Genomic DNA, 25,958 nt, shown 5'->3' on the forward strand with positions numbered 1-25,958 from the left:
GGTTGGGGTGTCATCCCCACCCACCGAACGGATTGGCACGGCCGCCCTGGGGCAGCCCGGTGCCGGCCGTGCGCAGTCGTCTCGATGCGGCGCTTGGCGCTGGCGCTCAGGCCGTTTCCAGCTCACCCGTGAGCAAATCTTCCCAGTGCTCGACGTCGCCTTCGTCGATCTGCAGCCAGTTCATCGCGCGGCCCCGGTGGTCCTGCCAGTCGGCATCCGGCGGCAGGGCTTCGTGGCGGCGCATCAGGTGTTCGGCGACCAGGCCGGCGGCGACCAGGGTGTGGACTTCGGGGTCGGTCTCGCGGTCGCCCAGCATGTCCAGGTCGTGGTGGCGGCGCAGGGCCACCATCACCTCCGGCGCCAGGCGCCAGATGCGTGCGACCAGCGCGCCGACGACGGCATGGTCGGTGCGGTGGTTGGCGTTTTCGGTGGCGATGCAGGAGCGGTCGATGCGGGCCGCGGCCTCGGTCATCGTGCTGGCATAGCCGCGCAGGCTTTGCAGCATCACCGGCAGGCCGACGTGGCAGAACAGCCCGTAGGTCTGCGCGAGGTCTTCCGACATGCCGGGCAGCTGCCGCGCGATGAAGGCCATCGCGCTGGCGCGTTTGCCCGAGCGTTCCCAGAAGCGCTGCAGTTGTGGTGCCTTGACCGGCAGCGCACTGCGGATCAGGAAAGCCGTCATCTGCGCTGCAGACTGGTCCAGCCCGAGCCGGTACAAGGCCTGGCCCACGGTGTTCACCGGCTGGCCGGTCGAGAACGCCGGGCTGTTGGCCGCTTTCAGCAGCACTGCGGCCATGGCCACATCGCTGCTGGCAATGCGGGACACGGCCTGCAGGTCAGGTTCGGCTTGCGAAAGTGCCATGCGCAGCTCGGTGAGCAGCACGGGGCAGGGTGGAATCTGGATGGTTTTCAGCGGTCCGCTGGCGCGGACCTTGTCCAGCTCCTGCGCAACGGCTTGGGAGCGGGCGGAGAACGGGGACGCGGTCAAATGCATGGGCAACACGTCTGGGCAGTTGGCAACTGCCAGCGTTATCGGCCGCTGGCGGTCCGACTCAAGCCCGGTTCCGACGCTGCCTTCGGGTTGCCGGCAGTCCGCCGCTGGCCCTGCAGCTGCGGCCTGGCTTGCCATCTGCAGTCATGCCTGCACCGCCACCTGCTCTTCCATCTGAAGGTCCACCCGGCCAGGCCCGGTCGTCAGCACAGCTTGGCTGGCGTCCACCAGCGCCACCAGTGCCGACAGCGGAATCTGGCGCGTCGGCGGCAGAGGGCGCTGGTGTTCGACCTCTGGCACCGGCCGGCGCTCGCCGGCGCGCAGCACCACGCCGGTCGCGCTGGCCGCAACATGCAGCACGCAGGGCGCCCAGCTGTCCAGCACATGGCAGATCAGCCCGGCGGCCAGGAACAGCATGTCGTCGCGTGGCCAGTCGATGAGGGGGCTGCCGGCAGTCTGCTCGGCGGGCGGTGCCAGGTCCAGCTCGAAACCTTGCAGCGCCATCGCCGGTTGCAGCCACGCGCTGCACTGCGCCACGGCGGCCGGCAGGCTGACGCGCCCAGCCTGCGCCGGGTCCCAATGGCGAAACTCGCGCAGTTGCTGCGTGACCTGGGCCAGGTGCTGGTTCAGCTCCTGCGCCCGCGCCAGCGTGCCTTCCAGGTTGGGCGGCTCGCTGCCCAGGCGCTTGACGAGCACCGCCACGCCCATGCGCGCGACCGAGATCGGCCCCAGCATGTCATGCCGGATCGATGGCAGCAGGCGCAACAGCAGCTCATGGCGCACGCCCTGGGCGATCCAGTGGGACAGTGAAACCGCGTCGGGTGCGCTCATTCGCCTGACCGGCCCGGCGGCGGCAACAGCGCCAGCAAGGCGTCGATGTCCACCGGCTTTTGCAGGAAGTGATCGAAGCAGGCCTCGATCTGAGCGGCGTACGGGCCCAGCCTGTCGTGGCCGCTGACGGCGATCAGCAACGGAGCCGGTCGTGCGGCAGTGGCCCGTGCACGCAGCTCTCGCGCCAGCTCGCTGCCGGGGTTGTCCGGCAGGCTGAGGTCGATCAGCGCAACGGCCATGGGTGTGGCCTGGGCCAGCGCCAGACCGTCGGCTGCCAGGTGGGCCAGGTGGGGCTGGTAGCCCTCGAAGGCCAGCAGCTCGCCCAGCAGCTCGGCCGCGTCCAGCCCGTCGTCGACGATCAGGACGTTCGGGCGCGGCTGCATGTGGAGGCGGCGTTGCGAAGGGTTGAACAAGCAGGGCGCATCTGTCGATGAGTGTAGTGGCCGCCTCTTCGACGTCTTGTCGGCGCAGTCCTACATTCGGCGCCGGACAGTCCCGCGTTCGCGTGCCCGCCGCGCCGTGTGGTCAGGGCAGCGTCAGCGCCGCGATGCCGGCCTTGGCGATCTGCGCGTCTTCGCTGGACTTCACGCCGCTGACGCCGACCGCGCCGATGACCTGGCCCCGCACGATGACTGGCACGCCGCCTTCCAGCATGCCTTCGAGGCCAGGCGCGCTGAGGAAGGCGAAGCGGCCCTTGGCGATGATGTCTTCGTAGACCGCGCTTTCCTTGCGGCCCAGCGCCGAGGTGCGGGCCTTGGCCGGTGCCATCTGGGCCGACATCGGCGGCGCGCCGTCCAGGCGGTAGTGGCCCAGCAGGTGGCCGCCGTCGTCGACCACCGCGATGGTCACGGCCCACTTGTTGGCCTGCGCTTCGGCGCGGGCCGCGTTCAGGATGGTGACGACGTCTTCGTGTTGCAGGACATGCTTGGTGATCATGGCGGCGGGTTCCTTCGCGTGTGTTGGCGGGATGAGGGTTGAGGGGGACAGCCGCAAGTATCCCGCGGCGACAATCCGGCCATGTCCACGCCCGTCTCGCTGATCCCGCAATACCTCGGCGGCTACCCGGCCTCTCTGCAGGCGCAGGCCTTGAAACTGGCCGAGGAGGGCCGGCTCGGCGCGGTGCTCGAATCCCGCTACCCCGAGGCGCACACGGTGCGCACCGACGCCGCGCTGTACGCCTACGTGCAGGACATGAAGGCCCGCGGCATGCGCCAGAGCAGCCCGGTTTCAATGGTGGTGTACGACACCAAGCTCAAGGTGCTGAGCCAGGCGCTGGGCACGCACACCCGCATCTCGCGCGTGCAGGGCGGCAAGCTGAAGGCCAAGCGCGAGATCCGCATTGCCAGCCTGTTCAAGGACGCCCCGGCCGACTTCCTGCGCATGATCGTCGTGCACGAGCTGGCCCACCTGCGCGAAGCCGAGCACGACAAGGCCTTCTACAGCCTCTGCGAGCACCTCGCGCCGGACTACCACCAGCTGGAGTTCGACACCCGGCTGTGGCTGCTGCAGCGGGCCTTGGCGAGCAAGCCAAAGCCAGCGACCGAAGGCTGAATCAGTCTGCGGCGAGCGGCGAGGCAGACTTTCCGGCCTGCCAAGCCTGCAGGAGAAGCTCGGCACTGGCCAAGTTCGTCGCGCAAGGGATGTTGTGCACGTCGCAGGCCCGCACCAGCGCGTTGATGTCCGGCTCATGCGGCTGCGGCGTCATCGGGTCGCGCAGGAAGATCACGCCGTCCACGCCGCCGGTGGCCAGGCGGGCGCCGATCTGCAGGTCGCCGCCCAGCGGCCCGCTGAGCAGGCATTCGACGGTCAGGCCGGCTTCGTTTTTCAGGCGGCTGCCGGTGGTGCCGGTGGCCATCAGGGTGCAGGTGGCAAGCCAGGCCGCATGGCGGGTGGCCAGGCCGACGATCTGTTCCTTGCGGGCGTCGTGGGCAATCAGCGCGATGTTCATCATGGCGCCATGCTAGCCAGCGCTGGTTACGCTGTCACAACGATCAGCCGGCCGCGGCCCTGGCGTTTTTACGGGCGGGCTTGGGTGCAGGCGGCCTGGTGATCAACGCGTGCAGCGCGATGAAGTCCTGTGTCAGCCCGTGCGAAGTGGCCATCTGGATCAGCGGCCTGGCCAGCTGGTGTGATTCCTTGACTTTCACGCTGGCGCCCAGGTAGGGCTGCAGCACCGGCAGACCTTCGGCCACCAGTTCCTGCACCAGCTGCTGCGGCAGCCGGGCGCGGGCCTGGAACTGGTTGACGATGATGCCGGCCACCACCAGTTCCTTGTTGTGGTCGGCCTGGATCTCCTGCACGTTCTCCAGCAGCGCGTAGAGCGCGCGGCGCGAGAAGTCGTCGCAGTCGAACGGGATCAGGCAGGCCTGCGCGGCGATCAGCGCCGAGCGGGTGTAGAAGTTCAGCGCCGGCGGCGTGTCGATCCAGATCTGCGCATAGTCCTGGCCCAGCTCGGCCAGCGCGTCGCGCAGCTTGTAGATCTTGTAGCGCGACTCCAGCTTGCCGTGCATCTCGTCCAGCGCCGGGCTGGAGGCCATCACGTCCAGATCGTCGAACGGCGTGGCGCTGACGAAGTCCTGCAGCGCCGGGGTGCGCACGCTGAACTTCAGCTGCTGCTCGAAGAAGTCGGCCACGCCGGCTGGCGCTTCGTCGGCCCCGTCGCCCAGCAGGTAGCGGGTGGAATTCCCCTGCGGGTCCAGGTCCACCACCAGCGTCCGCCGGCCTTGCGCGGCGCTGATGGCCGCCAGGTTGCAGGTGATGGTCGACTTGCCGACGCCGCCCTTCTGGTTGAACACCACGTAACGCATCTGCCGCTCCCTCGCAGGTCAGCGGTGGCCGAAGGACCGCCGCGGAACCTTGATTGTGCATCGCAGCATGCGGCGGCGGCAGCTCGGCACGACAATCGGGCGATGCCTGCTTCCGACACCTCCTTGCCTTTCTCTGCCGACGACTCGGCCAACGCCCTGCTGGCCACCCAGCGCTGGCTGGAAACCGCCGTCATCGGCCTGAACCTGTGCCCGTTTGCCAAGGCCGTGTGGGCCAAACAGCAAGTGCGCATCGTGGTGACCGACGTGGACTCGCCCGAGGCGCTGGTTGAGGTGCTGCGCACCGAACTGCGCCACCTGGCCGCGACCGATGCCGAAACGACGGACACCACGCTGATCGTGCACCCGCGCGTGCTGCAGGACTTTCTGGACTTCAACGACTTCCTCGGCGTGGCCGATGGCGTGCTGGTCGACGAGGACCTGGAGGGCGAACTGCAGGTCGCGAGCTTCCATCCGCAGTTCCAGTTCGAAGGCACCGCGCCCGACGACATGGGCAACTTCAGCAACCGCTCGCCTTACCCCACGCTGCACCTGCTGCGCGAAGACAGCATCGACCGTGCGGTGGAAGCGTTTCCCGAAGCCGAGGCCATCTACGAACGCAACATCGAGACGCTGGAAAAGCTGGGTCCTGCCGGCTGGCAGGCGCTGTTCCCGCCGCGCTGAATCCCCGCACGGAAGCCAGGCACGCCGCGTGCTCAGGCACTCCTACAATCCGCCGCCTTTCACTGTTCCCGCTCTTCCCACATGTCCGACCGCCTGCGCGTGCTGCCCCAGTACCTGTTCCCGAAACAGGCCCTGACCTCGTTCGCTGGCTGGGTCGCCGGCCATGAGCGCGGTTCGGTGACCACGGCCATCATCCGCGACTTCATCCGCCGCTACGGCGTGAACATGGCCGAGGCGGCGCAGCCCGATCCTGCCGCCTACAAGAGCTTCAACGAGTTCTTCACCCGTGCATTGCGCGAAGGTGCCCGGCCGCTGGCCCAGGCCGGCCAGGTCTGCCCGGTGGACGGCGCGATCAGCCAGTTCGGCCCCATCCAGGGCGACCAGATCTTCCAGGCCAAGGGCCACCACTACAGCACCCGGGCCCTGGTTGGCGGGGACGCTGCGCTGGCCGCCAAGTTCGCCAACGGCCACTTCGCCACCGTCTACCTCAGCCCGCGCGATTACCACCGCATCCACATGCCCTGCGCCGGCAGGCTGCTGCGCATGGTCTACGTGCCGGGCGATCTGTTTTCGGTGAACCCGACGACCGCGCGCGGCGTGCCCGGGCTGTTCGCACGCAACGAGCGTGTGGTCTGCGAGTTCGAGACGGCACATGGCCCGTTCGTGCTGGTGCTGGTGGGGGCCACCATCGTCGGCAGCATGGCCACGGTCTGGCACGGCGTGGTCAACCCGCCGCGCACCGGCGAGTTGCGCGAGTGGCGTTATGGCCCGGAGCAGCCGCCCATCGAACTCGCGCAAGGCGCCGAGATGGGCCGCTTCCTGCTGGGCTCGACCGTGGTGCTGCTGTACCCGGCCGGGCCGCTGCTGTTCAACCCGGAATGGCAACCCGGCGGCGCCGTGAGGCTGGGCGAAGCCATGGCGAACTGGCACGCCTAAGGCTTGTTGCGCTGCCGGGCCAGCAGCGCGGCAGTGACGCCATTGGTCCAGCCGAAACCGTCCTGCAGCGGGTATTCGCCGCCGCCGCCGCCGTGCGGGTCATCCTGCGCGGCCTGGTCCAGCGCATATTTCTCGACCAGCCGGCCCTCGCGGTCGTAGACCGCCTGCACCGTGGCCAGCCAGCGCTGGGCGATGGTGTTAGCGAGTTCGGTCTCGCCGTGGTCGGCCAGTCCGCGCACCGCCATCCACTGCAGCGGCGCCCAGCCGTTGGGCTGGTCCCATTGCTGGGCGCTGGTGTGCTCGGTGGTGGCCAGCCCGCCGTGGGCCAGCAGGCGCCGTGAAACCGTGCCGGCGACGGCCCTGGCCTGCGCGGCGCTGGCCAGGCCAACGAACAGCGGCACCACGGTCGCGGCGGTGAGGCTGCGGCGCTGCTCGCCGCGGCGCCAGTCGTGGTCGAAGAACGCGCCTTGCGCCTCGTGCCACATCAGCGCGTTCATCGCTGCCTTGCGTAGCCTGGCCTGCTCCTGGTAGTCCCGCGCGGTGGTGTGGGCACCGGCCAGCGTGGCCAGCTCGGCAATGCGGATCTCCAGTTTGTAGAGAAAGGCGTTCAGGTCGACCGGCACGATGTCCGTCGTGCAGATGGTGGACAGGCAGGCACCCGAAGCTGGCCGTGGCGAGGCCCCGGAAGGCGAGGCCGGCGGGGCCTGCTCGCTGAGCCAGCGGGTGCTGAAGTCCCAGCCCGACTCGCAGGCTGCGCGCAGGTCGCGGTAGACCTCGGCCGGCTCGCGCTGGCTGGCGCGGGCGGTGGTCACGTCCTCCAGCCAGGACTCTTCGCGCGGCGTGTCGCGGTCGTCCCAGTGGCGATTCAGCAAGCGCCCATCGGGCAGCCGCACAACGCGGCGGCGGGCGCCACCGGCCGGCGCGTCGTGCGCGTCGGCCATCCACCAGGCGTGTTCCTGTTGAAGGCGCGGCAGGTAGTCCAGCACGCGCTGGCCCAGGCGCGGCTGCGCCAGCGCCAACATCAGCGCGAAGACCGGCGGCTGCGAGCGGCTCAGGTAGTAGCTGCGGGTGCCGTTGGGCACGTGGCCGTAGGTGTCGATCAGGTAGGCGAAGTTGTCCAGCATGTCGACCAGCAGCGTGGCATTGCCCGTGCTGTCCAGCCCGAGCATCGTGAAATACGAGTCCCAGTAGTACAGCTCGCGGAAGCGGCCGCCGGGCACGACATACGGGCGCGGCAACTGCAGCAGCGAGGAGCGCGAGGCGTGGCCGGACGGATGGCGTGTGAGCACCGGCCACAAAGCCTCGATGTGCGCCTCGATGGCCTGGCCGGGCCGGGATTGGTACTCGTGCACCGGCGGCTCGACGCAGTCGAAATGCCCGGCGACAAAGCCCTTCAGGTCGAAGCCTGCGCGCAGGTGCTGCGCGCGGTACGCGGCCATGATGGCCTGCGGTTCCAGCAGCGGCGCGCAGTCGACGAAAGTCTTGCTGTCGGCAAACACCGCGCTGCTTTGCACGGCGACGAACAGTTCCTGGTAACGGTCCGCAGGGGACAGGGTGTCCGGCAGCGGCGAGGGGACCGGCGGGCGGTCCACCACAGGCAGGGCGAGGTCAGGCACGATGGCAGGCGGCATGTGCCGAGCATGCCACGGAAGCTGCGGCGCAGCCTGTCAGCCAGCCATCCGTTTGGCCAGCAGCGCACGGGCCACGCGCGAGCCGTTCGGCTGGCCCAGCGCGCCGCGAATGTAGGCGCCAGCGTCGATCAGCGCGTCCAGGTCGATGCCGGTCTCGATGCCCAGGCCGTTCAGCAGGTAGACCACGTCCTCGGTCGCGACATTGCCGGTCGCGCCCTTGGCATAAGGGCAGCCTCCGAGGCCGGACACGCTGGCATCGAAGGTCGTGATGCCGAGTTCCAGGCTGGCGTAGACATTGGCCAGCGCCATGCCATAGGTGTCATGGAAATGGCCGCTCACCTCGTGCAGCGGGAAGTGCCGCAGCGCGGCCTCCAGCGCGGCCTGCACCTTGCGCGGCGTGCCCACGCCAATCGTGTCGGCCACGCCCACGTGCTGCACGCCAATGCCGGCCATCAGCCGCGCCACGAGCTCGACCCGCTCCGGCGCGACCTCGCCTTCATAAGGGCAGCCGACCGCACACGAGATCGCGCCGCGCACCTTCACGCCTGCGGCGCGCGCTGCGGCCACCACCGGCGCAAACCGTTCGATGGACTCGGCAATGCTGCAATTGATGTTCTTCTGGCTGAACGCCTCGCTGGCGGCGCCGAAGACAACGATCTCGTCCGGCTGCGTGGCCGCCGCTGCTTCCCAGCCCTTCAGGTTGGGCGTGAGCACCGAGTAGCGCACACCGGGCTGGCGCTGCACCGCGGCCATCACCGCCGCACCGTCCGCCATTTGAGGCACCCATTTCGGGCTGACAAAACTGGTGACCTCGATCTCCCGCAGGCCGGCCGCCTGAAGCCGATGCACCAGTTCGACCTTGGTGGCCGTGTCCACCGGCTGGGCTTCGTTCTGCAGCCCGTCGCGAGGGCCGACTTCGACCAGGGTGACATGAGAGGGCAGGTTGGCGGCGGCCATCTCAGGCCTCCGCCAACGTCAGCAGCTCGGCGCCTTCGCCAACCTGGTCGCCCACCGCGAACATCAGTTCGCCGACGACGCCGTCGCGCGGGGCGTTCAGCGTGTGTTCCATCTTCATCGCCTCCATCACGGCCAGCGGCTGGCCGGCGGCCACGCTGTCGCCGGCCTTGACCAGGAAGGAGATCACCTTGCCCGGCATCGGCGCGCTGAGCCTGCCGCCGTGGCCGCCGGCTTCCTGACCGGCGTGGGCGATGGGGTCGAACTCCTGCAGTTCCAGCGAGGCGTGTTCGCCGAACAGCGCGCGCTGCTCGCCGCGGGCGTAGACGCTCAGCACTTCGCGCTGGCCGTCGACGTTGACCTCGAAACGGTCCGCGCCCAGTGCGCGGGTCTGCAGCACGTGGCGCCGGCCGTTCAGGGCCAGCCACAGCGCGCCGTCGTGGCTGCGTTCCAGCGTGGCCGCGTGGTGCGTCTTGCCTGTGGCCAGGTCCAGCCTCCGGCGGGCGCTGCCGTGCAGGCGAAAGCCGTCGCGGCGGCTCCAGGGGTCGGCGTCCGGCGCCGCCGCCTCTGCAGTCAGCAGGTGCGCGGCCACGCCAGCGGCGGCCACGGGCAAGGGCAGGCCGGGCTGGTCGAACAGCGCGGGGCGTTCGCGTTCGATCAGCGCAGTGTCCAGGTCCGCCGTGGCAAACGCCCGGCTCTGCACCACGCGGCGCAGGAAGGCCACGTTGGTGGCCAGGCCGACGATGTGGGTGTCGCGCAGCGCGGCGTCCAGCCGGGCCAGCGCCTGCTGGCGGTCTTCGCCCCAGACGATCAGCTTGGCTATCATCGAGTCGTAGAACGGGCTGATGGCGTCACCTTCGCGCACACCGGCGTCCACGCGCACGGGCGCGGTGACATCTGTGCCGCCGGTGCGCTCGAAGGCCACGTGCGCGGGCCAGCGCAGCACGTCGAGACGGCCGGTCGCGGGCAAGAAGCCGGCATCCGGGTTTTCGGCGCAGATGCGGGCCTCGATGGCATGGCCGTGCATGCGCAGCTCGTTCTGCTGCGCCGGCAGCGGCTGGCCGTTGGCCACGCGCAGCTGCCACTCGACCAGGTCATGGCCGGTGATGGCCTCGGTGACCGGATGCTCGACCTGCAGCCGCGTGTTCATTTCCATGAAATAGAAACGCAGGTCACCGTCATCGATTTCCTCGGCGATGAATTCGACAGTGCCGGCGCCAACGTAGCCCACGGCCTTCGCAGCCGCCACCGCTGCGGCGCCCATCTCTGCCCGGCGCTCGGCAGTCATGCCCGGCGCCGGCGCTTCTTCCAGCACTTTCTGGTGGCGGCGCTGCACCGAGCAGTCGCGCTCGAACAGGTAGACGCAGTGGCCTTGCGTGTCGCCGAAGACCTGGATCTCGATGTGCCGCGGGCGCGTCACGTAGCGCTCGACCAGCACATGGTTGGTGCCAAAGCTGCTGCTCGCCTCGCGCTGGCAGGAGGCCAGCGCGGCGATGAAGTCTTCGGCCTTGTCCACGCGCCGCATGCCGCGACCGCCACCGCCGGCGCTGGCCTTGATCAGCACAGGAAAACCGATGCGCTCGGCCTGCTGCAGCAGGAACGTGGGCTCGTTGTTGTCGCCGTGGTAGCCGGGCACCAACGGCACGCCGGCCTTGTCCATCAGCGACTTGGCGGCGGCCTTGCTGCCCATTGCGGCAATCGCCTCGGGCGGCGGGCCGATGAAGACCAGCCCGGCCTCGGCGCAGGCGCGCGCGAAGGCCTCGTTTTCGCTCAGGAAACCGTAGCCCGGATGCACCGCCTGCGCACCGGTCGCCTTGGCGGCTTCGAGGATGCGCTGCCACTGCAGGTAGCTGTCCTTGGCCGCGGCGCCGCCGATGTGCACTGCTTCATCGCAGGCCTGCACGTGGGCCGCTTGTGCGTCGGCATCGGAGTAGACCGCAACCGTGCGAATGCCCATGCGTTTGGCCGTCTTGGCCACGCGGCAGGCGATCTCGCCGCGGTTGGCGATCAGGATCTTCTTGAACATCTTGTGGTCTCCTTGGCCGTTCTCGGCTCAGTGCGTGAGCCAGCCCGGTGGGCGTTTCTGCAGGAAGGCGGACACGCCTTCCTTGCCTTCGTCGCTGCCGCGGATGTCGGCGATGCGGCGCGCGGTGTCTTCCCGCAGCGCGGGTGTGTTGGGCTGGCCGGCCAGGTCCTGCACCAGGCGCTTGCCGGCGCGCACGGCGGCCGGGCTGTTGGCGACCAGGGCCTGCACGATGGCGGCCACGCGCTCGTCCAGTTGCTCGGCGCTGCAGAGTTCGTGGACCAGGCCGATGCGCTGCGCTTCGGCGGCGCTGAAGCGCTCTGCCGTCGTGAAGTAACGCTGCGCAGCGCGCTGGCCCATCGCGGCGATCACGTACGGTGCGATGGTCGCCGGCATCAGGCCCAGCCTGGCTTCGCTGAGGCAGAAGTTCGCGCTGTCCACGGCCACCAGCACGTCGCACAGCGCCGCCAGGCCAACGCCACCGGCGTAGCAGTCACCCTGCACGCGGCCGACGATGGGCACAGGGCATTGCTTGAGCGTCCAGAGCATGTCGGCCAGCGCCTGCGCGTCGTCGCGGTTCTGGTCCCAGCTGTAGTCGGCCATCGCACGCATCCAGTTCAGGTCCGCGCCGGCACAAAAGGCCTTGCCGTGGCCAGCGAGCACGACCACGCGCAGCGCGGAGTCCTGCGCCAACTCGCGGAAGGTGGCGCTGAGGGCGGCAATGGCTTCGTCGTTGAAGGCATTGCGCACGTCCGGCCGGTTCAGCCAGACCTCGGCCACATGAGCCGAGGGGCGCTTCAGTTCGATCAGGGTGCTCATGGCTTCACATCCGGAAAACGCCGAACTTCGCATCGGGAATCGGCGCGTTCAGGCTGGCGGACAAGCCCAGCGCGAGCACGCGGCGGGTGTCCATCGGGTCGATCACGCCGTCGTCCCACAGCCGGGCGCTCGCGTAGTACGGGTGGCCTTGCACCTCGTACTGGCGGCGGATGGGGTCCTTGAAGGCGGTTTCTTCGTCGGCGCTCCATTGGCCGCCCTTGAGCTCGATGCCATCGCGCTTCACCGTGGCCAGCACGCTGGCGGCCTGTTCGCCGCCCATCACCGAGATGCGCGCGTTGGGCCACATCCACAGGAAGCGCGGGGAATAGGCGCGGCCGCACATGCCGTAGTTGCCGGCGCCGAAGCTGCCGCCGATGATGACGGTGAACTTCGGCACGTTGGCGCAGGCCACCGCGGTGACCATCTTCGCGCCGGCGCGGGCAATGCCTTCGTTCTCGTACTTGCGGCCGACCATGAAGCCGGTGATGTTCTGCAGGAAGACCAGCGGGATCTTGCGCTGGCAGCACAGCTCGATGAAGTGCGCGCCCTTGTTGGCGCTCTCGGCGAACAGGATGCCGTTGTTGGCGACGATGCCGACCGGCATGCCTTCGATCCAGGCGAAGCCGCAGACCAGCGTGGCGCCGTAGCGGGCCTTGAACTCGTCGAACTCGGAGCCGTCCACCACGCGGGCGATGATCTCGCGCACGTCGAAGGGCTTGCGCGTGTCGGTAGGGATTACGGCCAGCAGTTCCTCGGCCGGGAAGGCCGGCGGCCGCGGTTCGCGCAGCGCCATCTGTGCCAGGTGCGCCTGCCTGGGCCGGTTCAGGTGCGACACGATCTGCCGCGCAATCGCCAGGGCATGCGTGTCGTCCTGCGCAAGGTGGTCGGCCACGCCGGAGAGGCGGGTGTGCACGTCGCCGCCGCCCAGGTCCTCGGCGGTCACGACCTCGCCGGTGGCTGCTTTCACCAGCGGCGGCCCGCCGAGGAAGATCGTGCCCTGTTCCTTGACGATGACGGTCTCGTCGCTCATTGCCGGCACGTAGGCGCCGCCCGCCGTGCACGAGCCCATGACCACAGCAACCTGCGGAATGCCGTGCGCACTCATGTTGGCCTGGTTGTAGAAGATGCGGCCGAAGTGGTCGCGGTCCGGGAAGACCTCGTCTTGGTTGGGCAGGTTGGCACCGCCGGAGTCCACCAGGTAGATGCATGGCAGTTGGTTCTGTTCGGCGATCTCCTGCGCGCGCAGGTGCTTCTTCACCGTCAGCGGGTAGTAGGTGCCGCCTTTGACGGTGGCGTCATTGCAGACGATCACGCACTCGATGCCGGCCACGCGGCCGATGCCCGCGATGACGCCCGCACATGGCGCCGAGTCGCTGCCGTCCTTTTCCTTGTAGATTTCGAAGGCGGCCATCGGCGCGATTTCGAGGAACGCGGTGTCCGGGTCCAGCAGCATTTCCACGCGGTCGCGCGGCAGCAGCTTGCCACGCGCCAGGTGCTTGGCACGTGCCGCTTCGCCGCCGCCTTCGGCGATCTTCGCGAGCTTGGTGTTCAGGTCCTCGACCAGCGCGCGCATCGCCGCGGCATTGGCCCTGGACTCTTCGCTGCGCGGGTTCAGCTTCGACGCGATGATGGCCATTTCAGCAGGTCTCCGCGAACAGTTCACGGCCGATCAGCATGCGGCGGATTTCCGAGGTGCCGGCGCCGATCTCGTAGAGCTTCGCATCGCGCCACAGGCGGCCGACCGGGAACTCGTTGGTGTAGCCCACGCCGCCCAGCGCCTGGATCGCTTCGCCGGCCATCCAGGTCGCCTTTTCGGCGGTGTAGAGGATCACGCCAGCAGCGTCCTTGCGCAGCGTCCGGCTGTGGTCACCACGGTCACACGCTTGCGCGACGGCGTAGGCATAGGCGCGGCAGGCCTGGAAGGTCGAGTACATGTCGGCCAGCTTGCCCTGCATCAGCTGGAACTCGCCAATGCTCTGGCCGAATTGCTTGCGCTCGTGCACAAAGGGCACGACCGCGTCCAGGCAGGCCGCCATGATGCCCAGCGGGCCGCCGGAGAGCACCACGCGCTCGTAGTCCAACCCGCTCATCAGCACCTTGGTGCCCTGGCCTTCACCGCCCAGCACGTTTTCTTCCGGCACTTCGCAGTTGTCGAAGAACAGCGGGAAGGTGTTGGAGCCGCGCATGCCCAGCTTGTCGAGGTGGTGGCCGTGGCTGAAACCCTTGAAGCCTTTTTCGACGATGAAGGCCGTCATGCCACGTGCACCGAGATCGGGTTCGGTCTTGGCGTAGACCACAAGCGTGTCGGCGTCGCCGCCGTTGGTGATCCACATCTTGCTGCCGTTGAGCACGTAGTGGTCGCCCTTTTTCTCGGCACGCAGCTTCATGCTGACCACGTCGGAGCCGGCGCCGGGTTCGCTCATCGCCAGTGCGCCGGTGTGTTCGCCGCTGATCAGCTTGGGCAGGTACTTGCGCTTCTGCGCGTCCGTACCGTTGCGGTTGATCTGGTTCACGCACAGGTTGGAATGCGCGCCGTAGGACAGGCCGACCGAGGCGCTGGCGCGGCTGATTTCTTCCATCGCCACCATGTGGGCCACATAGCCCATGCCGGTGCCGCCGAAGTCTTCGGAGACGGTCAAGCCGTGCACGCCGAGCTCGCCCAGCTTGCGCCACATGTCGGCCGGGAACAGGTTGTCCTGGTCGATCTTGGCGGCGCGCGGCGCGATCTCGCTCTGGGCGAAATGGCGCACTGCGTCGCGCAGCGCCGCGACGTCGTCGCCCAGCGGGAAAGTGAAGGTGGATTCGAACATCGGCGTGTCTCCAGTGCGGGCAGTGTCGGCTGACGGGTTTTCTCAGGCTGTATTGAGTAACGCTCAATCGCGTGCCATGGCGCAGCCAATTTACAGTGTGATCGGAGCGAAATCTAGCAGTATCCGGATTGCGACACAAGGATGACTTGAGCGATACTCAATTAATGGTCAACCCAGCCCCATCGGCGCGCCGCAACGCGGCCAGCGCGAAAAGCGAACAGCGCATCCGCGACATCCTGCGCGTGGGCCGCGAGGTCTTTGCCGAGAAGGGCTATGAACACGCGACCACGGCCGACATCGCGCAACGCCTGGGCGTGTCCGAGGCGACGGTCTTCACCTATTTCCGCGGCAAGCGCGAGCTGTGCCTGCGGGTGATCGAGGACTGGTACGACGAGATCATCGGCGCGATGGAAGCGGGCCTGCCGAAGGACCGGCCGGTGCGGGCGCAGCTGGAAACCTTTGTCGCCACGCACCTGCGGCTGTTCCTGATCCAGGGCACGGGACTGTGCGCGCTGGTGCTGTCCGAAGGCCGCAGCAAGGGCCAGGTGCTGGCCGACAGCCTGCTGCCGCTGCAGCGCAGCTACACCGCACCGCTGATGGACCTGCTGGCGCGCGGCCAGGCCAGCGGCGAGGTGCGCAGCGACCTGCCGTTGCGGCTGATGCGCTCGCTGGTGCTGGGGCCGATGGAGCACATCTTGTGGGAGGCCGTGGGCCTGCAGGAGCGGGCCATCGACATTGATGCGACGGCCACGGCGCTGGTCGGCATGCTGTGGTCCGCGCTCGCGGCGCCGGAGGCCGAGCTGAAAGCCTTGCGCGAGCTCAAGGCCGCGCTGCGCCAGGCGCTGGCCCAGACGTAAAAAGGCCCCGATGGGGCCTGTGAAGTTGATCGGAAGCCGGGTGCGACGACACCCGGCCCGGGCCCGATCAGAAGCGGTGGCGCAGGCCGACCATGTAGCCCAGGCGCTTGGTTTCGCCGTTGGCAAAGGTGAACGCCGGGTTGTCGCTCAGCTCGGTGTGGTCCACCTCGAGGTAGGCGTCGGTGCGCTTGGAGAATGCGTAGTCCAGCACACCAGCGGCGAAGATGGCCTTGCCGGCGCCATCGGTGGTGCCTTCGCGGGAGTGTTGCTTGGCGTTCCAGTAGTGGCCGCCAATGTTCCACTGCGGCGTGAACTGGTAGGTCACGCCGGCCGACCACATGTCGCGCTTGTCCATGTTCGTGGACACGCCGAAGTTGCCGTTGGTGCCGGCGTTGCCCAGCAGTGCGTTCAGCGTCGGACGGCTGAACTTGTCGTCCGGGTCGGTGCGGGCCCAGGCCAGGGTGACGTACCACGGGCCAGAGGAATAGGCACCACCGACGGTTGCCGCCGTGACCTTGTTGTTGGCCGTGTCCTTCAATTGCTCGTAAGCGCCACCGACTGCGAAGGGACCCATCTCGTAGCGCAGGTAGCCCGCACGAGTCGAGTTCGAACCGTTGGTGTTGCCTTCGGCGGCGCTCGCCGCCAGGCCGATGCGCAGGCCGCTGAACTCGACCAGGTACTTCACCATGTTGTTGTGGCGTGCGCCCAGCGACATGCCGATCTCGGGCTTGAACGCTTCGATGTACGGCGAGTACTTGAAAGAGGCAAAGGTCGACGTGAAGACGTCGAACAGCACGTTGTACTGGCGGCCCAGCGTGATGCGGCCATACGGGGTCTTCAGGCCAACCCAGGCCTGGCGCCAGAAGTCCGTCGCGGCCACGGCGCCTGTGTCGATCAGGAAACGATGCTCCAGATTGGCCAGGCCTTGGATGCCGCCGCCGAGGTCTTCGACGATGTTGAAGCCCAGCCGGCTTTGCGACATGCCGCCAGGCGTGACCGACTTGCTGTCATCGCCGCTGTTGGCGCCTTTGGGGCCATCGTTGGTCTGGATGCGGACGCCGGAATCGACGATGCCGTAGAGGGTCACGGTGGATTGGGCCCAGGCGCTGGAACCCAGGGCACACAAGGCCGCTGCGCACAGTACGGTTCTTTTCATGAGGTCTGTCTCCTGTTGATCAGACTTCATTGTGTAAGTTGCGCGCAACGCAGCACAGGGGCTTGTTGCAAGCCTCTCACGCGAGGTTTCCCGCCTGGGGAAATACCTTAAGGGTTGTGTCAACCCCCTAGAGTGTCGCCCAGGTGACGCGCCGGTGCTGGCCGTTTTTGTGGCAAATGGTGTCGCAGGGGCGACGCGGCTGGTGCCTGGCCAGCCGGCCGGCCGAGCGCTTCAGCGCGCGGCGCGTGCACCCGCCCAGCTGGGTTTGTTGGGTGCTGGCGCAGCCCGTGAGCCACCGCTGCTCTGCGCGGGCAGTTCGACCTTCAGGTGCAGCAGCCAACCGACCAGCAGGCTCAGCGACCAGGCGGCGATCAGCCCCAGGCTGTTCAGCAGCAAGGCCTCGGGCCATGCCCAGGCGACCAGCGCGCCGATCAGCAGGCAGACCGGGTAATGCGCCAGGAACACGCTGTACGAGACCCGCGCCAGCCAGTCCACTGCGGGCAACCGGGCCAGGCGACCCGGCAGCGCGCGCAGCCAGGCGCCGGCACCGTGGCCTTCCAGCGGCAGGGCCAGCGCAAGTGCACAAAGCCCCGCCAGCAGCACCCGGTCGCGCCAGGCCAGTGCCAGGCTGAGGGCGACCAGGGCACCCAGCGCCAGCCAGGCGGCACGGCGAGCCCAGCCTGCGCGTGCCTGGCGCACCCAGGCAGCCAGCAGGCCGGCGCCATAAGCGCCGAAGAAGTAGGGCGCCCAGGCGTCCCAGTTCGGGTCGCGGTTCAGCAGCAGCCAGGACAGCGCGGCCAGCCCGGCGACACAGAGCAGCGTCAACGCGGCCCGCCAGCGCGCTGGCATGCAGCGGCGCAGGCCCAGCACGGCCAGCAGCATGGCGAACAATTGCAGGTCGATGGCGACATACCAGAGCCCGGCACTCAGCGCTTCTTCGCCGACGATGTCCTGCAGCAGCAGCAGGTTGGCCAGCAGCTGCGTGGGCGTGGGCATGCCGGGCAGTTGCGGGTCGTCGCTGAAGGTGCGCGCCAGCGCGGCGCTGAGGATGGCCAGCAGCATCGCCACCAGGCAGGGCGGCACCAGCCTGCGGTAGCGCTGGCGCAGCTTGCCTGGCAGTTCGCCCAGGCCGAGGTTCGCGGGCGCGCCAGGCGACGGCAGCAGTGAGCGGGCGGCGAGGAAGCCGGCCATCACCAGGAAGACTTGCACGGCCATGCGTGCCGGGTTGGCCAGCCAGGCGAACAGCTCGGGTGCCAATGGGTCGACCACGGCGCGCATCGGGCTGTAGATGGCCAGGTGGTGCCAGACGATCAGTTGCGAGGCGATGGCCTTGCCCAGCGTGATCAGCGGCAGGCCCTGGCGGGCCGCGGCGGGTGCGGGCGGTGCGGTAACTCGGGGCATGGGCAAGCAAACGAAAAAGCCAACGCGCACGGCGCCGGCCTGGTGGGCCGGGAGGCGATGCGCAGCCTGTTCACGCCGGTAGGGCGTGGCGAGGACGGGGATCAAAGGGAGATGGCCGCGACCGGCACCGGCCGGTCGCGCAAGGCAGCCAGGGCGGCGCTTCAGCGCGCCCAGCTGTCCTTCAAGCCGGCAATGCGGTTGAACACCGGCGCGTCGGCGCAGTGGTCCTTGCGGTCGGCCACGAAGTAGCCGTGGCGCTCGAACTGGAACTTGTCATCCGGCTTGGCGCTGGCCAGGCTGGGCTCCAGGTAGCTGCGCACCACGTGCTTGCTGTTCGGGTTCAGCACGGTGAGGAAATCGCGGCCACCGGCGTCCGGCTGGGCCTCGGTGAAGAGGCGGTCGAACAGGCGCATCTCGCAGGCCACGGCCTCGTGCGCGCCCACCCAGGTGATCGTGCCCTTGACCTTGATGCTGTCGGCACCCGGCGTGCCGCTCTTGGTGTCGGGGATCACGGTGGCGGTCACGGCGGTCACCTTGCCGTCGGCATCCTTCTCGCAGCCGGTGCACTCGATGATCACGCCGTACTTCAGCCGCACCTTGTTGCCCGGCGTCACTTGGCCCGCCGCGTCGGTGCGCGGCGGGAAGAGGCGGAAGAAACCCTTGGCCGGCACTTCGGCGAAGTCGTCCCGCTCGATCCACAGCTGCGGGCCCAGGCTGAACTGGCGCTGGCCGAGCTCGGGCTTGTGCGGGTGGGCGGGCGCGTGGCAGGGCTCGTGGAAGCTGTCGCTGCCGAAGACTTCGGCGTAGTTCGTCAGCTTCAGCGCCACGGGGTCGATCACCGCCATCGCGCGGGGGGCCTGCTCTTCCAGGTCGGCGCGCAGCGTAATGTCCAGCACCGAGTAGTCCAGCCAGATGTTGCTCTTGCTGGCGCCGGAGTCGTCGGCCATCTTGCGGATGGATGCGGGGGTATAGCCGCGGCGGCGCATGCCGGCCAGCGTGGGCATGCGCGGGTCGTCCCAGCCTTCGACATGCTTCTCGTCGACCAGCTGCTTGAGCTTGCGCTTGCTGGTGATGACGTAGCTGAGGTTCAGGCGGCCAAACTCGTACTGCTTGGGCAGCGGGTGCGACAGCAGGCCACCCTCCGCAAGCCTTTCGAGCAGCCAGTCGTACCACGGGCGCTGGTCTTCGAATTCGAGCGTGCAGATGCTGTGCGTGATGCGTTCCAGCGCGTCCTCGATCGGGTGCGCGTAGGCGTACATCGGGTAGATGCACCACTGGTCGCCGGTGTTGTGGTGCGTGGCGCGGCGGATGCGATAGAGGGCCGGGTCGCGCAGGTTGATGTTGGGCGAGGCCATGTCGATCTTGGCCCGCAGCACCATCGCGCCGTCCGGGTGCTGGCCTGCGCGCATTTCGCGGAAACGGGCCAGGTGGTGTTCGACAGGCAGGTCGCGGAACGGGCTGTTGGTGCCGGGCGTCGTGAAGTCGCCGCGGTTGGCGCGCATCTGGTCGGCGCTCTGTTCGTCCACGTAGGCCAGGCCTTGCGAGATCAGGTACTCGGCGGCGCGGTACATGAAGTCGAAGTAGTTGCTGGCGTAGTACAGGTGGCTGGTGCCGAAGGCGCTCCAGTCCCACCCCAGCCACTTGACCATCTCCTCGATGGCGTCGACGTATTCCTGCTCTTCCTTCTCCGGATTGGTGTCGTCGAAACGCAGGTGGCAGACGCCGCCGTAGTCCCGCGCCAGGCCGAAGTTCAGGCAGATGCTCTTGGCATGGCCGACGTGCAGGTAGCCGTTGGGCTCGGGCGGGAAGCGCAGCCGCACGCGGGCCGGGTCCGGTTGGCCTGCAGCGTGCGCGGCGGCATCTCCGGGCTGGCCGCCGAAGGGGCGCTGGGCGTAGGTGCCGGCCTCAAGGTCGCGCTCGATGATGGCGCGCAGAAAATTGGCCGGCTTGACGGGCTCGGCGGACGGGGCGTTCTTTGAGTCGCTCATGACTGCCCCCAGGCCGCCGACAAGCGTCGTCCGCCCCCCAGGGGGGTGATAAAACTTGGGACGGCCCTACGTTTTCTCATGAAAAAGCGCTTTGTTATCAAAGGGTTCGCGCGGCCGCAACAGGGCGGCCACAGAAGCGAGCCATTGTAGGCGGCGCTCGCCCGGCGCGCCGCCGGGACTTCAGCGCTGCCGCTCGCGCAGACGTCGCACTTCGCTGTCCAGCATGCGCTGGCGCCAGTCGTCGCCGCTCAGGGAGAAGAAGGTCACGATGCCGTGGATCGCCAGTCCGATGCCCCAGCCCAGCAGCGGGAACTGGTGCCAGTGCGGTCCGCCGACGCTGGCATTCAGCAGGAACAGGCCGAGATTGACCAGCACGTAGACCAGCAGGTGGGTCAGGAAGCCGGTCTTCAGCCGAACCCGGCGCCTGGCCTGGCGCAGCAGCGCGTCTTCGGGGCTGTCGGAAGTGGCGTCGCGGTCGCGGTCTCGCATGGGTGTCTCCGGTGAGGCAGGTGTCGATGGGCGCATCTTCAGGTGCTGGCCAGCGCGAATCCAGCGGCATGCGACGGTTGGTCGCCGGCAGGCGCGAATCGCCTCCTGACGGGCCTCACATGCTTTTGAAGCGCGGGGCGTACAGGCGGCTGACGATCAATTGCTCGGGCCGGCCGCGCAGCAGCAGGTGCAGGCGGCCGGCTTCGTCGCGTTGCGCCTGGCTGATCGCGGCGGCGCGCACCACGGTGCCGCGGTGCACCTGCCAGAAGCGCTGCTCGTCCAGTTGCGGCAGCAGTTCGCGCAGCGACATGCGGATCAGGTGCTCCTGCGTGGCGGTCAGCACGCGCACGTACTTGTCGGCAGCCTCGAAGTAGACGACCTCGTCGATGGGCACCATGTGGATGCTGTTGCCCACGCCGACCTGGATCAGCTGCAGCGGCGCCGCCGCGGGCGCTGCGCCGCCACCGAGCAGCCCGCGCAGCCTCGCCAGCAGCGCCTCGTCGGACGGTGCGGTGGCTGCGGGCGCCGATGCGCCGGCGGCGTCCCGCTGTGCCAGCAAGCCCTTGAGGCGTTCGCAGGTGGCCTGCAGGCGGGCCGGCTGCACGGGCTTGAGCACATAGTCCACCGCGCTGGCCTCGAAGGCTTGCAGCGCGTACTGGTCATAGGCGGTGACAAAGACGATCAGCGGCAGTGGCTTGCCGGCCGGCCAGTCCTCGACGATGGCTTGCGCGGCTTCCAGACCGGTGCGGCCGGGCATGCGGATGTCCAGGAACAGGAGCGTGGGCGTGTCGGCCAGCGCGCGTTCCACGGCGTCGTCGCCGTCGATGGCCGGCGGCAGCAATTGAAGCTCGGGCCAGGCGCGGGCCAGTTCGGCGGCCAGGGCCTGGGCCAGCAGCGGTTCGTCTTCGGCAATGAGGGCGGTGAGGGGCATGGTGGGGCTGAGTGAGAGGTGATGTCAGGCGTTGGGGAGCGGCAGCCTCAGCGTGGCCAGCGTACCGCCTTCGGGCTGGTCGGTGAGTTCGAACCGGCCGCGTTCGCCATACAGCGTGGCCATGCGCTCGCGCACCTGGGTTGTGCCGAAGCCTGTGCCGTGGGGTGCGGTCGGGTCGGTCTCGGCGGCGATGCGGGCGGCGGCCAGGCCGCGGCCATCGTCGCGCACCGTGAGGATCAGCGTGTCGCCTTCGCGCCGGGCCTGCACCGAAAGCAGGCCGCCGCGGCGCTGCGGCTCCAGGCCGTGCTTGATGCTGTTTTCGACCAGCGGCTGCAGCAGCAGCGGAGGAACTGGCAAGGTGGCCAGCTCGGGCGGCAGCGAGAGCTCGGTGCGCAGCCGGCTGCCCATGCGCATCTGCATCAGCGAGAGGTAGTCGGCCAGCCGGTCGAACTCGGCCGACAGCGGGTGGGCGTCGCTGCGGCTGGCGTTCAAGGTGGCACGCAGGAAGTCGATCAACCGGTCCAGCATGGCCTGCGCCTGGGGCGGATCGAGCGAGATCAGTGCCCGCAGGTTGGCCAGCGTGTTGAACAGCATGTGCGGCTCCAGCTGGCTTTGCAGCAGGCGCAACTGCGTCTCCGCCGCCAGCCGGCCAACCTGCGCGGCCTGCGCCTCTGCTGCGGCCAGCCGCCCGCGGGTGTAGAAGAACCAAGTGGCGGCCAGCGCGGCGATCGTTGACGGCGCCAGGATGGCCAACCAGGCGCGCCATGAGCTGCGCCAGGGCATCGCGCTTTGTGCGCCGGTCACCACGTCGCCCAACTGGGCGCCCAGGATGTAGCCGCCCGCGCCACCGACCACCACCACCGGCACCATCCACTCCCAGCCGGGCCAGCCTTCGTGCAAGGATGGCGGGTGAGGCCCGGGTTGCGACAGCCGCCAGCGAGCCAGGCTGAAGCGGCCAAGGTTGATCAGCACCGAGCAGAGGTTGCCGATCAGCAGCGAATACACCAGCGAGACCCAGAAGGACGAACCAGTCAGCGCCAGGAAACCGGCGATCAGCACGCAGAAGGCCTGTGTGCTCAGGTGCACATGGCGCAGGGTACGCAACAGCTCGGCGAACCAGGCGCGCGGGATGGGCGAGGGCGTTGCAGGGGAAGCATCGGGCAAGGGCATGGGGCGATTCTGCAGCGGGGGCGCGGGCCTGCAACCGCGATGCGACGGCTGGCCGCCATGGCGCGCGAAGGCGGCCGGTCGAGGCGCGAAACGCGGGTGCGGAGCTTGCTTGGTTCAGCAGCATGAGCACCTTCATTCGCGTCGCAGAAGTCTGGGTGCCCTCGGCTGACGGCGGTGTACTGGAATTGGCCGATGGGTGGTTCGACAACGCACCGGCGTTTGGCCGGATCAGCCGGGAGATGTGTTTCGGCCGGGACGAGGGCCTGCCGGGCCGGGCCTGGGAAGAGGGCCGGCCGATCCTGCTGCGGCAGTTCGAGGGCAGCTATTTCCGCCGCATCGACGCGGCGCGGGCCGGCGGCCTGAGTTGCGCGCTGGCGCTGCCGGTGTTCCTGAACCGGGCGCTGAGCTCGGTGCTGGTGCTGCTGTGCGGCGAAGTCCAGGTCCAGGCCGGTGCGATCGAGCTCTGGCGCAACGATCCTCGCATCACGTCCGACCTGAGGCTGGACGATGGCATCTTCGGTGGCGACACTGCGCTGGAGGCGCTGACCCGCGACGCCTTCCTGCCGCGGGGCAGCGGCTTGCCCGGCCTGGCCTGGCAACGCGAGCAGGCGGTGTTCATGGCGCAACTGGACGAGGCACCGCATTTCCTGCGCGCCGAAACTGCGGCCGATGCCGGGCTGGTGCGCGGCCTGGCACAGCCCTGCACTGGCCGGGATCCTGATCGCAGCTGGGTGCTCAGCCTGCTGTCTTCCCAGGCCACGCCGATTGCCAGGCGAGTGGAGGGTTGGCTGCCGGATGCCAACGGGCCGATGCTGCAGCGTGGCTTCGGCTTTTGCGAGGCGCGCGGCCGGCTGTCCACCGAAAGCCTGCCGGTGCAGGCGCTGGGCGCCATCGGCAAGGCGCTGTCCACCGGCGTGGCCCAGGTCTGCACCGGCCCAGAGCCGGCAGGCCAGGCGCTGGCCCGTGAGCTGGACGCAGTCGGGCTGCGCACCGTGGTCGCCATCCCGCTGGTGCAGGCAGGTGCCGACAGCGACCAGGTCAGCGAGGTCGTGGCGCTGTATTTCTGACGGGGCTCAGCGGCGTCGCCGGCTGGCCGTGGCGCCGCCGAGGATGGAGCCCAGCACGCCGCGCACGATCTCGCGGCCGACGCTGGAACCAATGGTGCGCACGGCGGACTTGGCAACGGTTTGCGCCAGCCCGTCGTGCCTGCCGCCGCGTGGGCCGGTCGAGCCGAACAGCAGGTCGCTGAGGCCGTCCTTCACCCCGGCCATCCAGCCCGGGCCTTCGGCCTCGCTGGGCGCGGGCTGGCCGGCGGTTGGCGTTTGCATGCTGGTGGCGGTGGGCCTGGCACCCGGCGCTGGCGATGCCGCGGCACCGCCGCGCAGCTTCTCGTAGGCCGACTCCCGGTCCACCGCGGCCTCGTACACGCCCGCCACCAGCGAGCCTTCGCGCAGCGCCTGGCGCTGGGCCGGCGTGATCGGGCCGATCTGGCCGCCGGGCGGCAGCACGAACACCCGCTCGGTGATGCAGGGCCGGCCTTTGGCGTCCAGGAAGCTGATCAGCGCCTCGCCCACGCCGAGCTCGGTGATGGCCGTGGCAATGTCCAGCCCCGGGTTGGCGCGCATGGTCTCGGCGGCGCTCCTGACGGCCTTCTGGTCACGCGGCGTGAAGGCGCGCAACGCGTGCTGCACCCGGTTGCCAAGCTGGCCCAGCACGCTGTCGGGCACGTCCAGCGGGTTCTGCGTCACGAAATAGACGCCCACGCCCTTGGAGCGCACCAGGCGGACCACCAGCTCGATGCGCTCGACCAGTGCCGACGGGGCGTCCTTGAACAGCAGGTGGGCCTCGTCGAAGAAAAACACCAGCTTGGGTTTTTCCAGGTCGCCGACCTCGGGCAGCGTCTCGAACAGCTCAGATAGCATCCACAGCAGGAAGCTGGCGTAGAGCCGCGGCGCGTTCATCAGCTTGTCGGCAGACAGGATGTTGATCACACCTGATCCATCCGAGGTTTGCATGAAGTCAGCGATGTTCAGCATCGGCTCGCCGAAGAACTGGTCGCCGCCCTGTTGCTCGATCTGCAAAAGGCCGCGCTGGATGGCGCCGATGGACGCGGCGCTGACGTTGCCGTATTCGGTCGTGAACTGCGAGGCGTTGTCGCCCACGTGCTGCAGCATCGCGCGCAGGTCCTTCAGGTCCAGCAGCAGGAGGCCGTGGTCGTCGGCGATCTTGAAGACCAGGTTCAGCACGCCGGCCTGGGTCTCGTTGAGCGCCAGCATGCGGGCCAGCAGCAGCGGGCCCATGTCGCTGACGGTGGCGCGCGCCGGATGGCCCTGCTCGCCGAACACGTCCCACAGCGTGGTGGGGCAGGCGGTAGGTGTGGGCGCGTCCAGGCCGCGCTCCTTCAGTACCGCGGCCAGCTTGGGGCTCAGGCTGCCGGCCTGGCTGATGCCGGTCAGGTCGCCCTTCACGTCGGCCATGAAGACTGGCACGCCGATGCGGGAGAACCCCTCGGCCAGGGTTTGCAGCGTGATGGTCTTGCCGGTGCCGGTGGCGCCGGTGATCAGGCCGTGGCGGTTGGCCAGTTCGGGCAGCAGCTCACAGCTTGTGTTGCCATGCCGCGCGACGAGCAGGGGGTCGGCCATCGAAGTCTCCTCGTGGCGGCCCACAGGGCCACCAAGTAAAATCTCAGTCTATCCAAGAAACTTGAAATGCCCCGGGCCGGCTTTGGCGTGCCCGGGCGCAGGAGAACTCTGTCATGGCTGGTCACTCGAAATGGGCCAATATCCAACACCGCAAGGGTCGTCAGGACGAAAAGCGGGGCAAGGCCTGGACGCGGGTCATCCGTGAAATCATGGTCGCGGCCCGGCTGGGTGGCGGCGACGTGTCGGCCAACCCGCGGCTGCGGTTGGCGGTCGAAAAGGCCAAGGCGGTGAACCTGCCGGTCGACACGGTCAAGCGCAACATCGACAAGGCCACCGGCAACCTCGAAGGCGTGAACTACGAGGAAATCCGCTACGAGGGCTACGGCATCGGTGGCGCGGCCATCATCGTCGACTGCATGACCGACAACCGTGTGCGCACCGTGGCCGACGTGCGCCATGCCTTCAGCAAGTACGGCGGCAACATGGGCACCGAAGGCTCGGTGGCCTTCCAGTTCAAGCACTGCGGCCAGCTGGTGTTCGCGCCGGGCGTGTCGGAAGACAAGGTCATGGAAGTGGCGCTGGAAGCCGGCGCCGATGACGTCATCACCGACGACGACGGTGCCATCGAGGTGCTCACGCCGCCGACCGAATTCGAAGCGGTCAAAAACGCGCTGGAGGCCGCCGGCCTGAAGCCGGAAATCGCCGAGGTCACGATGCGGGCTGAAAACACCATTGCACTGACCGGCGACGACGCCGAGCGCATGCAAAAACTGCTGGACGCAATCGAGGACCTCGACGACGTGCAGGATGTGTTTCACAACGCCGAACTGGGCTGATTGCC

25 protein-coding genes are annotated in these 25,958 nt (G+C 68.6%); 6 read left to right on the forward strand and 19 right to left on the reverse strand.

What is annotated here, in order from left to right; translation table 11 throughout:
• Positions 1-106: 106 nt before the first annotated feature.
• The 4 genes from ACAH41_RS17165 to ACAH41_RS17180 form a co-directional block, all read right to left on the reverse strand.
• Positions 107-994: an HDOD domain-containing protein gene (locus tag ACAH41_RS17165; protein WP_325656701.1), complete on the reverse strand. Its 888-nt coding sequence runs from the start codon at positions 992-994 to the stop codon at positions 107-109.
• A gap of 141 nt (positions 995-1,135) precedes the next feature.
• Positions 1,136-1,822 (reverse strand): hypothetical protein, encoded by a 687-nt coding sequence (locus tag ACAH41_RS17170; RefSeq protein WP_325656699.1) that lies wholly within the window; start codon positions 1,820-1,822, stop codon positions 1,136-1,138.
• On the reverse strand, positions 1,819-2,205 hold the full coding sequence (locus ACAH41_RS17175; RefSeq protein ID WP_325656697.1) for a response regulator: 387 nt from the start codon (positions 2,203-2,205) through the stop codon (positions 1,819-1,821). The genes ACAH41_RS17170 and ACAH41_RS17175 overlap by 4 nt, the downstream gene beginning before the upstream one ends.
• A gap of 142 nt (positions 2,206-2,347) precedes the next feature.
• A complete protein-coding gene (locus ACAH41_RS17180; RefSeq protein WP_325656695.1) occupies positions 2,348-2,758 on the reverse strand; it encodes a heme-binding protein in 411 nt (136 codons plus the stop codon).
• Positions 2,759-2,839: 81 nt separating this feature from the next.
• On the opposite strand from ACAH41_RS17180, the gene ACAH41_RS17185 reads away from it, so the two are divergent.
• Positions 2,840-3,373, forward strand: coding sequence for a M48 family metallopeptidase (locus tag ACAH41_RS17185; protein ID WP_325656693.1), 534 nt, complete (start codon positions 2,840-2,842; stop codon positions 3,371-3,373).
• A gap of 1 nt (position 3,374) precedes the next feature.
• On the opposite strand, the gene ACAH41_RS17190 is transcribed toward ACAH41_RS17185, so the two are convergent.
• Complete coding sequence (locus tag ACAH41_RS17190) at positions 3,375-3,770, reverse strand: methylglyoxal synthase (RefSeq protein ID WP_325656691.1); 396 nt, start codon at positions 3,768-3,770, stop codon at positions 3,375-3,377.
• A gap of 43 nt (positions 3,771-3,813) precedes the next feature.
• Positions 3,814-4,629, reverse strand: a complete 816-nt coding sequence (locus tag ACAH41_RS17195) for a ParA family protein (protein ID WP_325656689.1) — start codon at positions 4,627-4,629, stop codon at positions 3,814-3,816.
• A 102-nt stretch (positions 4,630-4,731) separates the two neighbouring features.
• Between ACAH41_RS17195 and ACAH41_RS17200 the strand changes: the two genes are divergently transcribed.
• Positions 4,732-5,310 (forward strand): DUF1415 domain-containing protein, encoded by a 579-nt coding sequence (locus ACAH41_RS17200; RefSeq protein WP_325656687.1) that lies wholly within the window; start codon positions 4,732-4,734, stop codon positions 5,308-5,310.
• Between the two features lie 81 nt (positions 5,311-5,391).
• Positions 5,392-6,246 (forward strand): archaetidylserine decarboxylase, encoded by an 855-nt coding sequence (asd, locus tag ACAH41_RS17205; RefSeq protein ID WP_325656685.1) that lies wholly within the window; start codon positions 5,392-5,394, stop codon positions 6,244-6,246.
• On the opposite strand, the gene treF is transcribed toward asd, so the two are convergent.
• The 6 genes from treF to ACAH41_RS17235 are packed head-to-tail and all read right to left on the reverse strand — an operon-like array spanning position 6,243 to position 14,483.
• Positions 6,243-7,862: an alpha,alpha-trehalase TreF gene (treF, locus tag ACAH41_RS17210; protein WP_325656683.1), complete on the reverse strand. Its 1,620-nt coding sequence runs from the start codon at positions 7,860-7,862 to the stop codon at positions 6,243-6,245. The genes asd and treF overlap by 4 nt on opposite strands.
• A 51-nt stretch (positions 7,863-7,913) precedes the next feature.
• Positions 7,914-8,834, reverse strand: coding sequence for a hydroxymethylglutaryl-CoA lyase (locus tag ACAH41_RS17215; protein WP_325656681.1), 921 nt, complete (start codon positions 8,832-8,834; stop codon positions 7,914-7,916).
• A 1-nt stretch (position 8,835) separates the two neighbouring features.
• A complete protein-coding gene (locus ACAH41_RS17220; protein ID WP_325656679.1) occupies positions 8,836-10,857 on the reverse strand; it encodes an acetyl/propionyl/methylcrotonyl-CoA carboxylase subunit alpha in 2,022 nt (673 codons plus the stop codon).
• 27 nt (positions 10,858-10,884) lie between these two features.
• Positions 10,885-11,673 carry an enoyl-CoA hydratase/isomerase family protein gene (locus ACAH41_RS17225; RefSeq protein ID WP_325656677.1) on the reverse strand — a complete coding sequence of 263 codons (789 nt, stop codon included), beginning with the start codon at positions 11,671-11,673 and terminating at the stop codon, positions 10,885-10,887.
• A 4-nt stretch (positions 11,674-11,677) separates the two neighbouring features.
• Positions 11,678-13,309 (reverse strand): carboxyl transferase domain-containing protein, encoded by a 1,632-nt coding sequence (locus tag ACAH41_RS17230; RefSeq protein ID WP_325656676.1) that lies wholly within the window; start codon positions 13,307-13,309, stop codon positions 11,678-11,680.
• Position 13,310: 1 nt separating this feature from the next.
• Positions 13,311-14,483, reverse strand: a complete 1,173-nt coding sequence (locus tag ACAH41_RS17235) for an isovaleryl-CoA dehydrogenase (RefSeq protein ID WP_325656675.1) — start codon at positions 14,481-14,483, stop codon at positions 13,311-13,313.
• Between the two features lie 164 nt (positions 14,484-14,647).
• On the opposite strand from ACAH41_RS17235, the gene ACAH41_RS17240 reads away from it, so the two are divergent.
• Positions 14,648-15,340: a TetR/AcrR family transcriptional regulator gene (locus ACAH41_RS17240; RefSeq protein WP_370538389.1), complete on the forward strand. Its 693-nt coding sequence runs from the start codon at positions 14,648-14,650 to the stop codon at positions 15,338-15,340.
• Between the two features lie 67 nt (positions 15,341-15,407).
• Here the strand turns inward: ACAH41_RS17240 and ACAH41_RS17245 are convergent, their stop codons facing one another.
• From ACAH41_RS17245 to ACAH41_RS17270, 6 genes are all read right to left on the reverse strand, one after another.
• Positions 15,408-16,496 (reverse strand): porin, encoded by a 1,089-nt coding sequence (locus tag ACAH41_RS17245; protein WP_325656674.1) that lies wholly within the window; start codon positions 16,494-16,496, stop codon positions 15,408-15,410.
• Positions 16,497-16,727: 231 nt separating this feature from the next.
• On the reverse strand, positions 16,728-17,897 hold the full coding sequence (locus ACAH41_RS17250; RefSeq protein WP_325656672.1) for an acyltransferase: 1,170 nt from the start codon (positions 17,895-17,897) through the stop codon (positions 16,728-16,730).
• Positions 17,898-18,058: 161 nt separating this feature from the next.
• The gene (locus ACAH41_RS17255) at positions 18,059-19,885 is read right to left on the reverse strand and encodes a glutamine--tRNA ligase/YqeY domain fusion protein (protein ID WP_325656669.1); all 1,827 of its coding nucleotides are present in this window, start codon (positions 19,883-19,885) and stop codon (positions 18,059-18,061) included.
• A gap of 180 nt (positions 19,886-20,065) precedes the next feature.
• Positions 20,066-20,374 (reverse strand): 2TM domain-containing protein, encoded by a 309-nt coding sequence (locus tag ACAH41_RS17260; RefSeq protein ID WP_325656667.1) that lies wholly within the window; start codon positions 20,372-20,374, stop codon positions 20,066-20,068.
• A 115-nt stretch (positions 20,375-20,489) separates the two neighbouring features.
• On the reverse strand, positions 20,490-21,305 hold the full coding sequence (locus ACAH41_RS17265) for a LytTR family DNA-binding domain-containing protein (protein WP_325656665.1): 816 nt from the start codon (positions 21,303-21,305) through the stop codon (positions 20,490-20,492).
• A gap of 24 nt (positions 21,306-21,329) precedes the next feature.
• Entirely contained in the window at positions 21,330-22,475 is a 1,146-nt protein-coding gene (locus ACAH41_RS17270) for a histidine kinase (RefSeq protein ID WP_325656663.1), read from the reverse strand.
• Positions 22,476-22,597: 122 nt separating this feature from the next.
• Between ACAH41_RS17270 and ACAH41_RS17275 the strand changes: the two genes are divergently transcribed.
• Positions 22,598-23,542, forward strand: a complete 945-nt coding sequence (locus ACAH41_RS17275) for a hypothetical protein (protein WP_325656662.1) — start codon at positions 22,598-22,600, stop codon at positions 23,540-23,542.
• 6 nt (positions 23,543-23,548) lie between these two features.
• Here the strand turns inward: ACAH41_RS17275 and ACAH41_RS17280 are convergent, their stop codons facing one another.
• Positions 23,549-25,117: a helicase HerA-like domain-containing protein gene (locus ACAH41_RS17280; RefSeq protein WP_325656661.1), complete on the reverse strand. Its 1,569-nt coding sequence runs from the start codon at positions 25,115-25,117 to the stop codon at positions 23,549-23,551.
• A gap of 113 nt (positions 25,118-25,230) precedes the next feature.
• On the opposite strand from ACAH41_RS17280, the gene ACAH41_RS17285 reads away from it, so the two are divergent.
• Complete coding sequence (locus tag ACAH41_RS17285) at positions 25,231-25,953, forward strand: YebC/PmpR family DNA-binding transcriptional regulator (RefSeq protein ID WP_325656660.1); 723 nt, start codon at positions 25,231-25,233, stop codon at positions 25,951-25,953.
• Positions 25,954-25,958: the final 5 nt, after the last annotated feature.

Source organism: Ideonella sp., assembly GCF_041287625.1.
Taxonomy (GTDB): Bacteria; Pseudomonadota; Gammaproteobacteria; order Burkholderiales; family Burkholderiaceae_C; genus Ideonella.

Excerpts from the sequence above, each read along its gene's own strand:
- ACAH41_RS17185 (WP_325656693.1), top strand. The coding sequence starts at position 2,840 with ATGTCCACGCCCGTCTCGCTGATCCCGCAATACCTCGGCGGCTACCCG.
- ACAH41_RS17200 (WP_325656687.1), top strand. The coding sequence starts at position 4,732 with ATGCCTGCTTCCGACACCTCCTTGCCTTTCTCTGCCGACGACTCGGCC.
- ACAH41_RS17175 (WP_325656697.1), bottom strand. The coding sequence starts at position 2,205 with ATGCAGCCGCGCCCGAACGTCCTGATCGTCGACGACGGGCTGGACGCG.
- ACAH41_RS17265 (WP_325656665.1), bottom strand. The coding sequence starts at position 21,305 with ATGCCCCTCACCGCCCTCATTGCCGAAGACGAACCGCTGCTGGCCCAG.
- ACAH41_RS17220 (WP_325656679.1), bottom strand. The coding sequence starts at position 10,857 with ATGTTCAAGAAGATCCTGATCGCCAACCGCGGCGAGATCGCCTGCCGC.
- ACAH41_RS17260 (WP_325656667.1), bottom strand. The coding sequence starts at position 20,374 with ATGCGAGACCGCGACCGCGACGCCACTTCCGACAGCCCCGAAGACGCG.
- ACAH41_RS17225 (WP_325656677.1), bottom strand. The coding sequence starts at position 11,673 with ATGAGCACCCTGATCGAACTGAAGCGCCCCTCGGCTCATGTGGCCGAG.
- ACAH41_RS17190 (WP_325656691.1), bottom strand. The coding sequence starts at position 3,770 with ATGAACATCGCGCTGATTGCCCACGACGCCCGCAAGGAACAGATCGTC.
- ACAH41_RS17240 (WP_370538389.1), top strand. The coding sequence starts at position 14,648 with ATGGTCAACCCAGCCCCATCGGCGCGCCGCAACGCGGCCAGCGCGAAA.
- ACAH41_RS17195 (WP_325656689.1), bottom strand. The coding sequence starts at position 4,629 with ATGCGTTACGTGGTGTTCAACCAGAAGGGCGGCGTCGGCAAGTCGACC.
- ACAH41_RS17255 (WP_325656669.1), bottom strand. The coding sequence starts at position 19,885 with ATGAGCGACTCAAAGAACGCCCCGTCCGCCGAGCCCGTCAAGCCGGCC.
- ACAH41_RS17280 (WP_325656661.1), bottom strand. The coding sequence starts at position 25,117 with ATGGCCGACCCCCTGCTCGTCGCGCGGCATGGCAACACAAGCTGTGAG.
- ACAH41_RS17285 (WP_325656660.1), top strand. The coding sequence starts at position 25,231 with ATGGCTGGTCACTCGAAATGGGCCAATATCCAACACCGCAAGGGTCGT.
- ACAH41_RS17170 (WP_325656699.1), bottom strand. The coding sequence starts at position 1,822 with ATGAGCGCACCCGACGCGGTTTCACTGTCCCACTGGATCGCCCAGGGC.
- ACAH41_RS17215 (WP_325656681.1), bottom strand. The coding sequence starts at position 8,834 with ATGGCCGCCGCCAACCTGCCCTCTCATGTCACCCTGGTCGAAGTCGGC.
- ACAH41_RS17275 (WP_325656662.1), top strand. The coding sequence starts at position 22,598 with ATGAGCACCTTCATTCGCGTCGCAGAAGTCTGGGTGCCCTCGGCTGAC.
- ACAH41_RS17245 (WP_325656674.1), bottom strand. The coding sequence starts at position 16,496 with ATGAAAAGAACCGTACTGTGCGCAGCGGCCTTGTGTGCCCTGGGTTCC.
- ACAH41_RS17230 (WP_325656676.1), bottom strand. The coding sequence starts at position 13,309 with ATGGCCATCATCGCGTCGAAGCTGAACCCGCGCAGCGAAGAGTCCAGG.
- ACAH41_RS17250 (WP_325656672.1), bottom strand. The coding sequence starts at position 17,897 with ATGCCCCGAGTTACCGCACCGCCCGCACCCGCCGCGGCCCGCCAGGGC.
- ACAH41_RS17180 (WP_325656695.1), bottom strand. The coding sequence starts at position 2,758 with ATGATCACCAAGCATGTCCTGCAACACGAAGACGTCGTCACCATCCTG.
- ACAH41_RS17165 (WP_325656701.1), bottom strand. The coding sequence starts at position 994 with ATGCATTTGACCGCGTCCCCGTTCTCCGCCCGCTCCCAAGCCGTTGCG.
- ACAH41_RS17270 (WP_325656663.1), bottom strand. The coding sequence starts at position 22,475 with ATGCCCTTGCCCGATGCTTCCCCTGCAACGCCCTCGCCCATCCCGCGC.
- asd (WP_325656685.1), top strand. The coding sequence starts at position 5,392 with ATGTCCGACCGCCTGCGCGTGCTGCCCCAGTACCTGTTCCCGAAACAG.
- ACAH41_RS17235 (WP_325656675.1), bottom strand. The coding sequence starts at position 14,483 with ATGTTCGAATCCACCTTCACTTTCCCGCTGGGCGACGACGTCGCGGCG.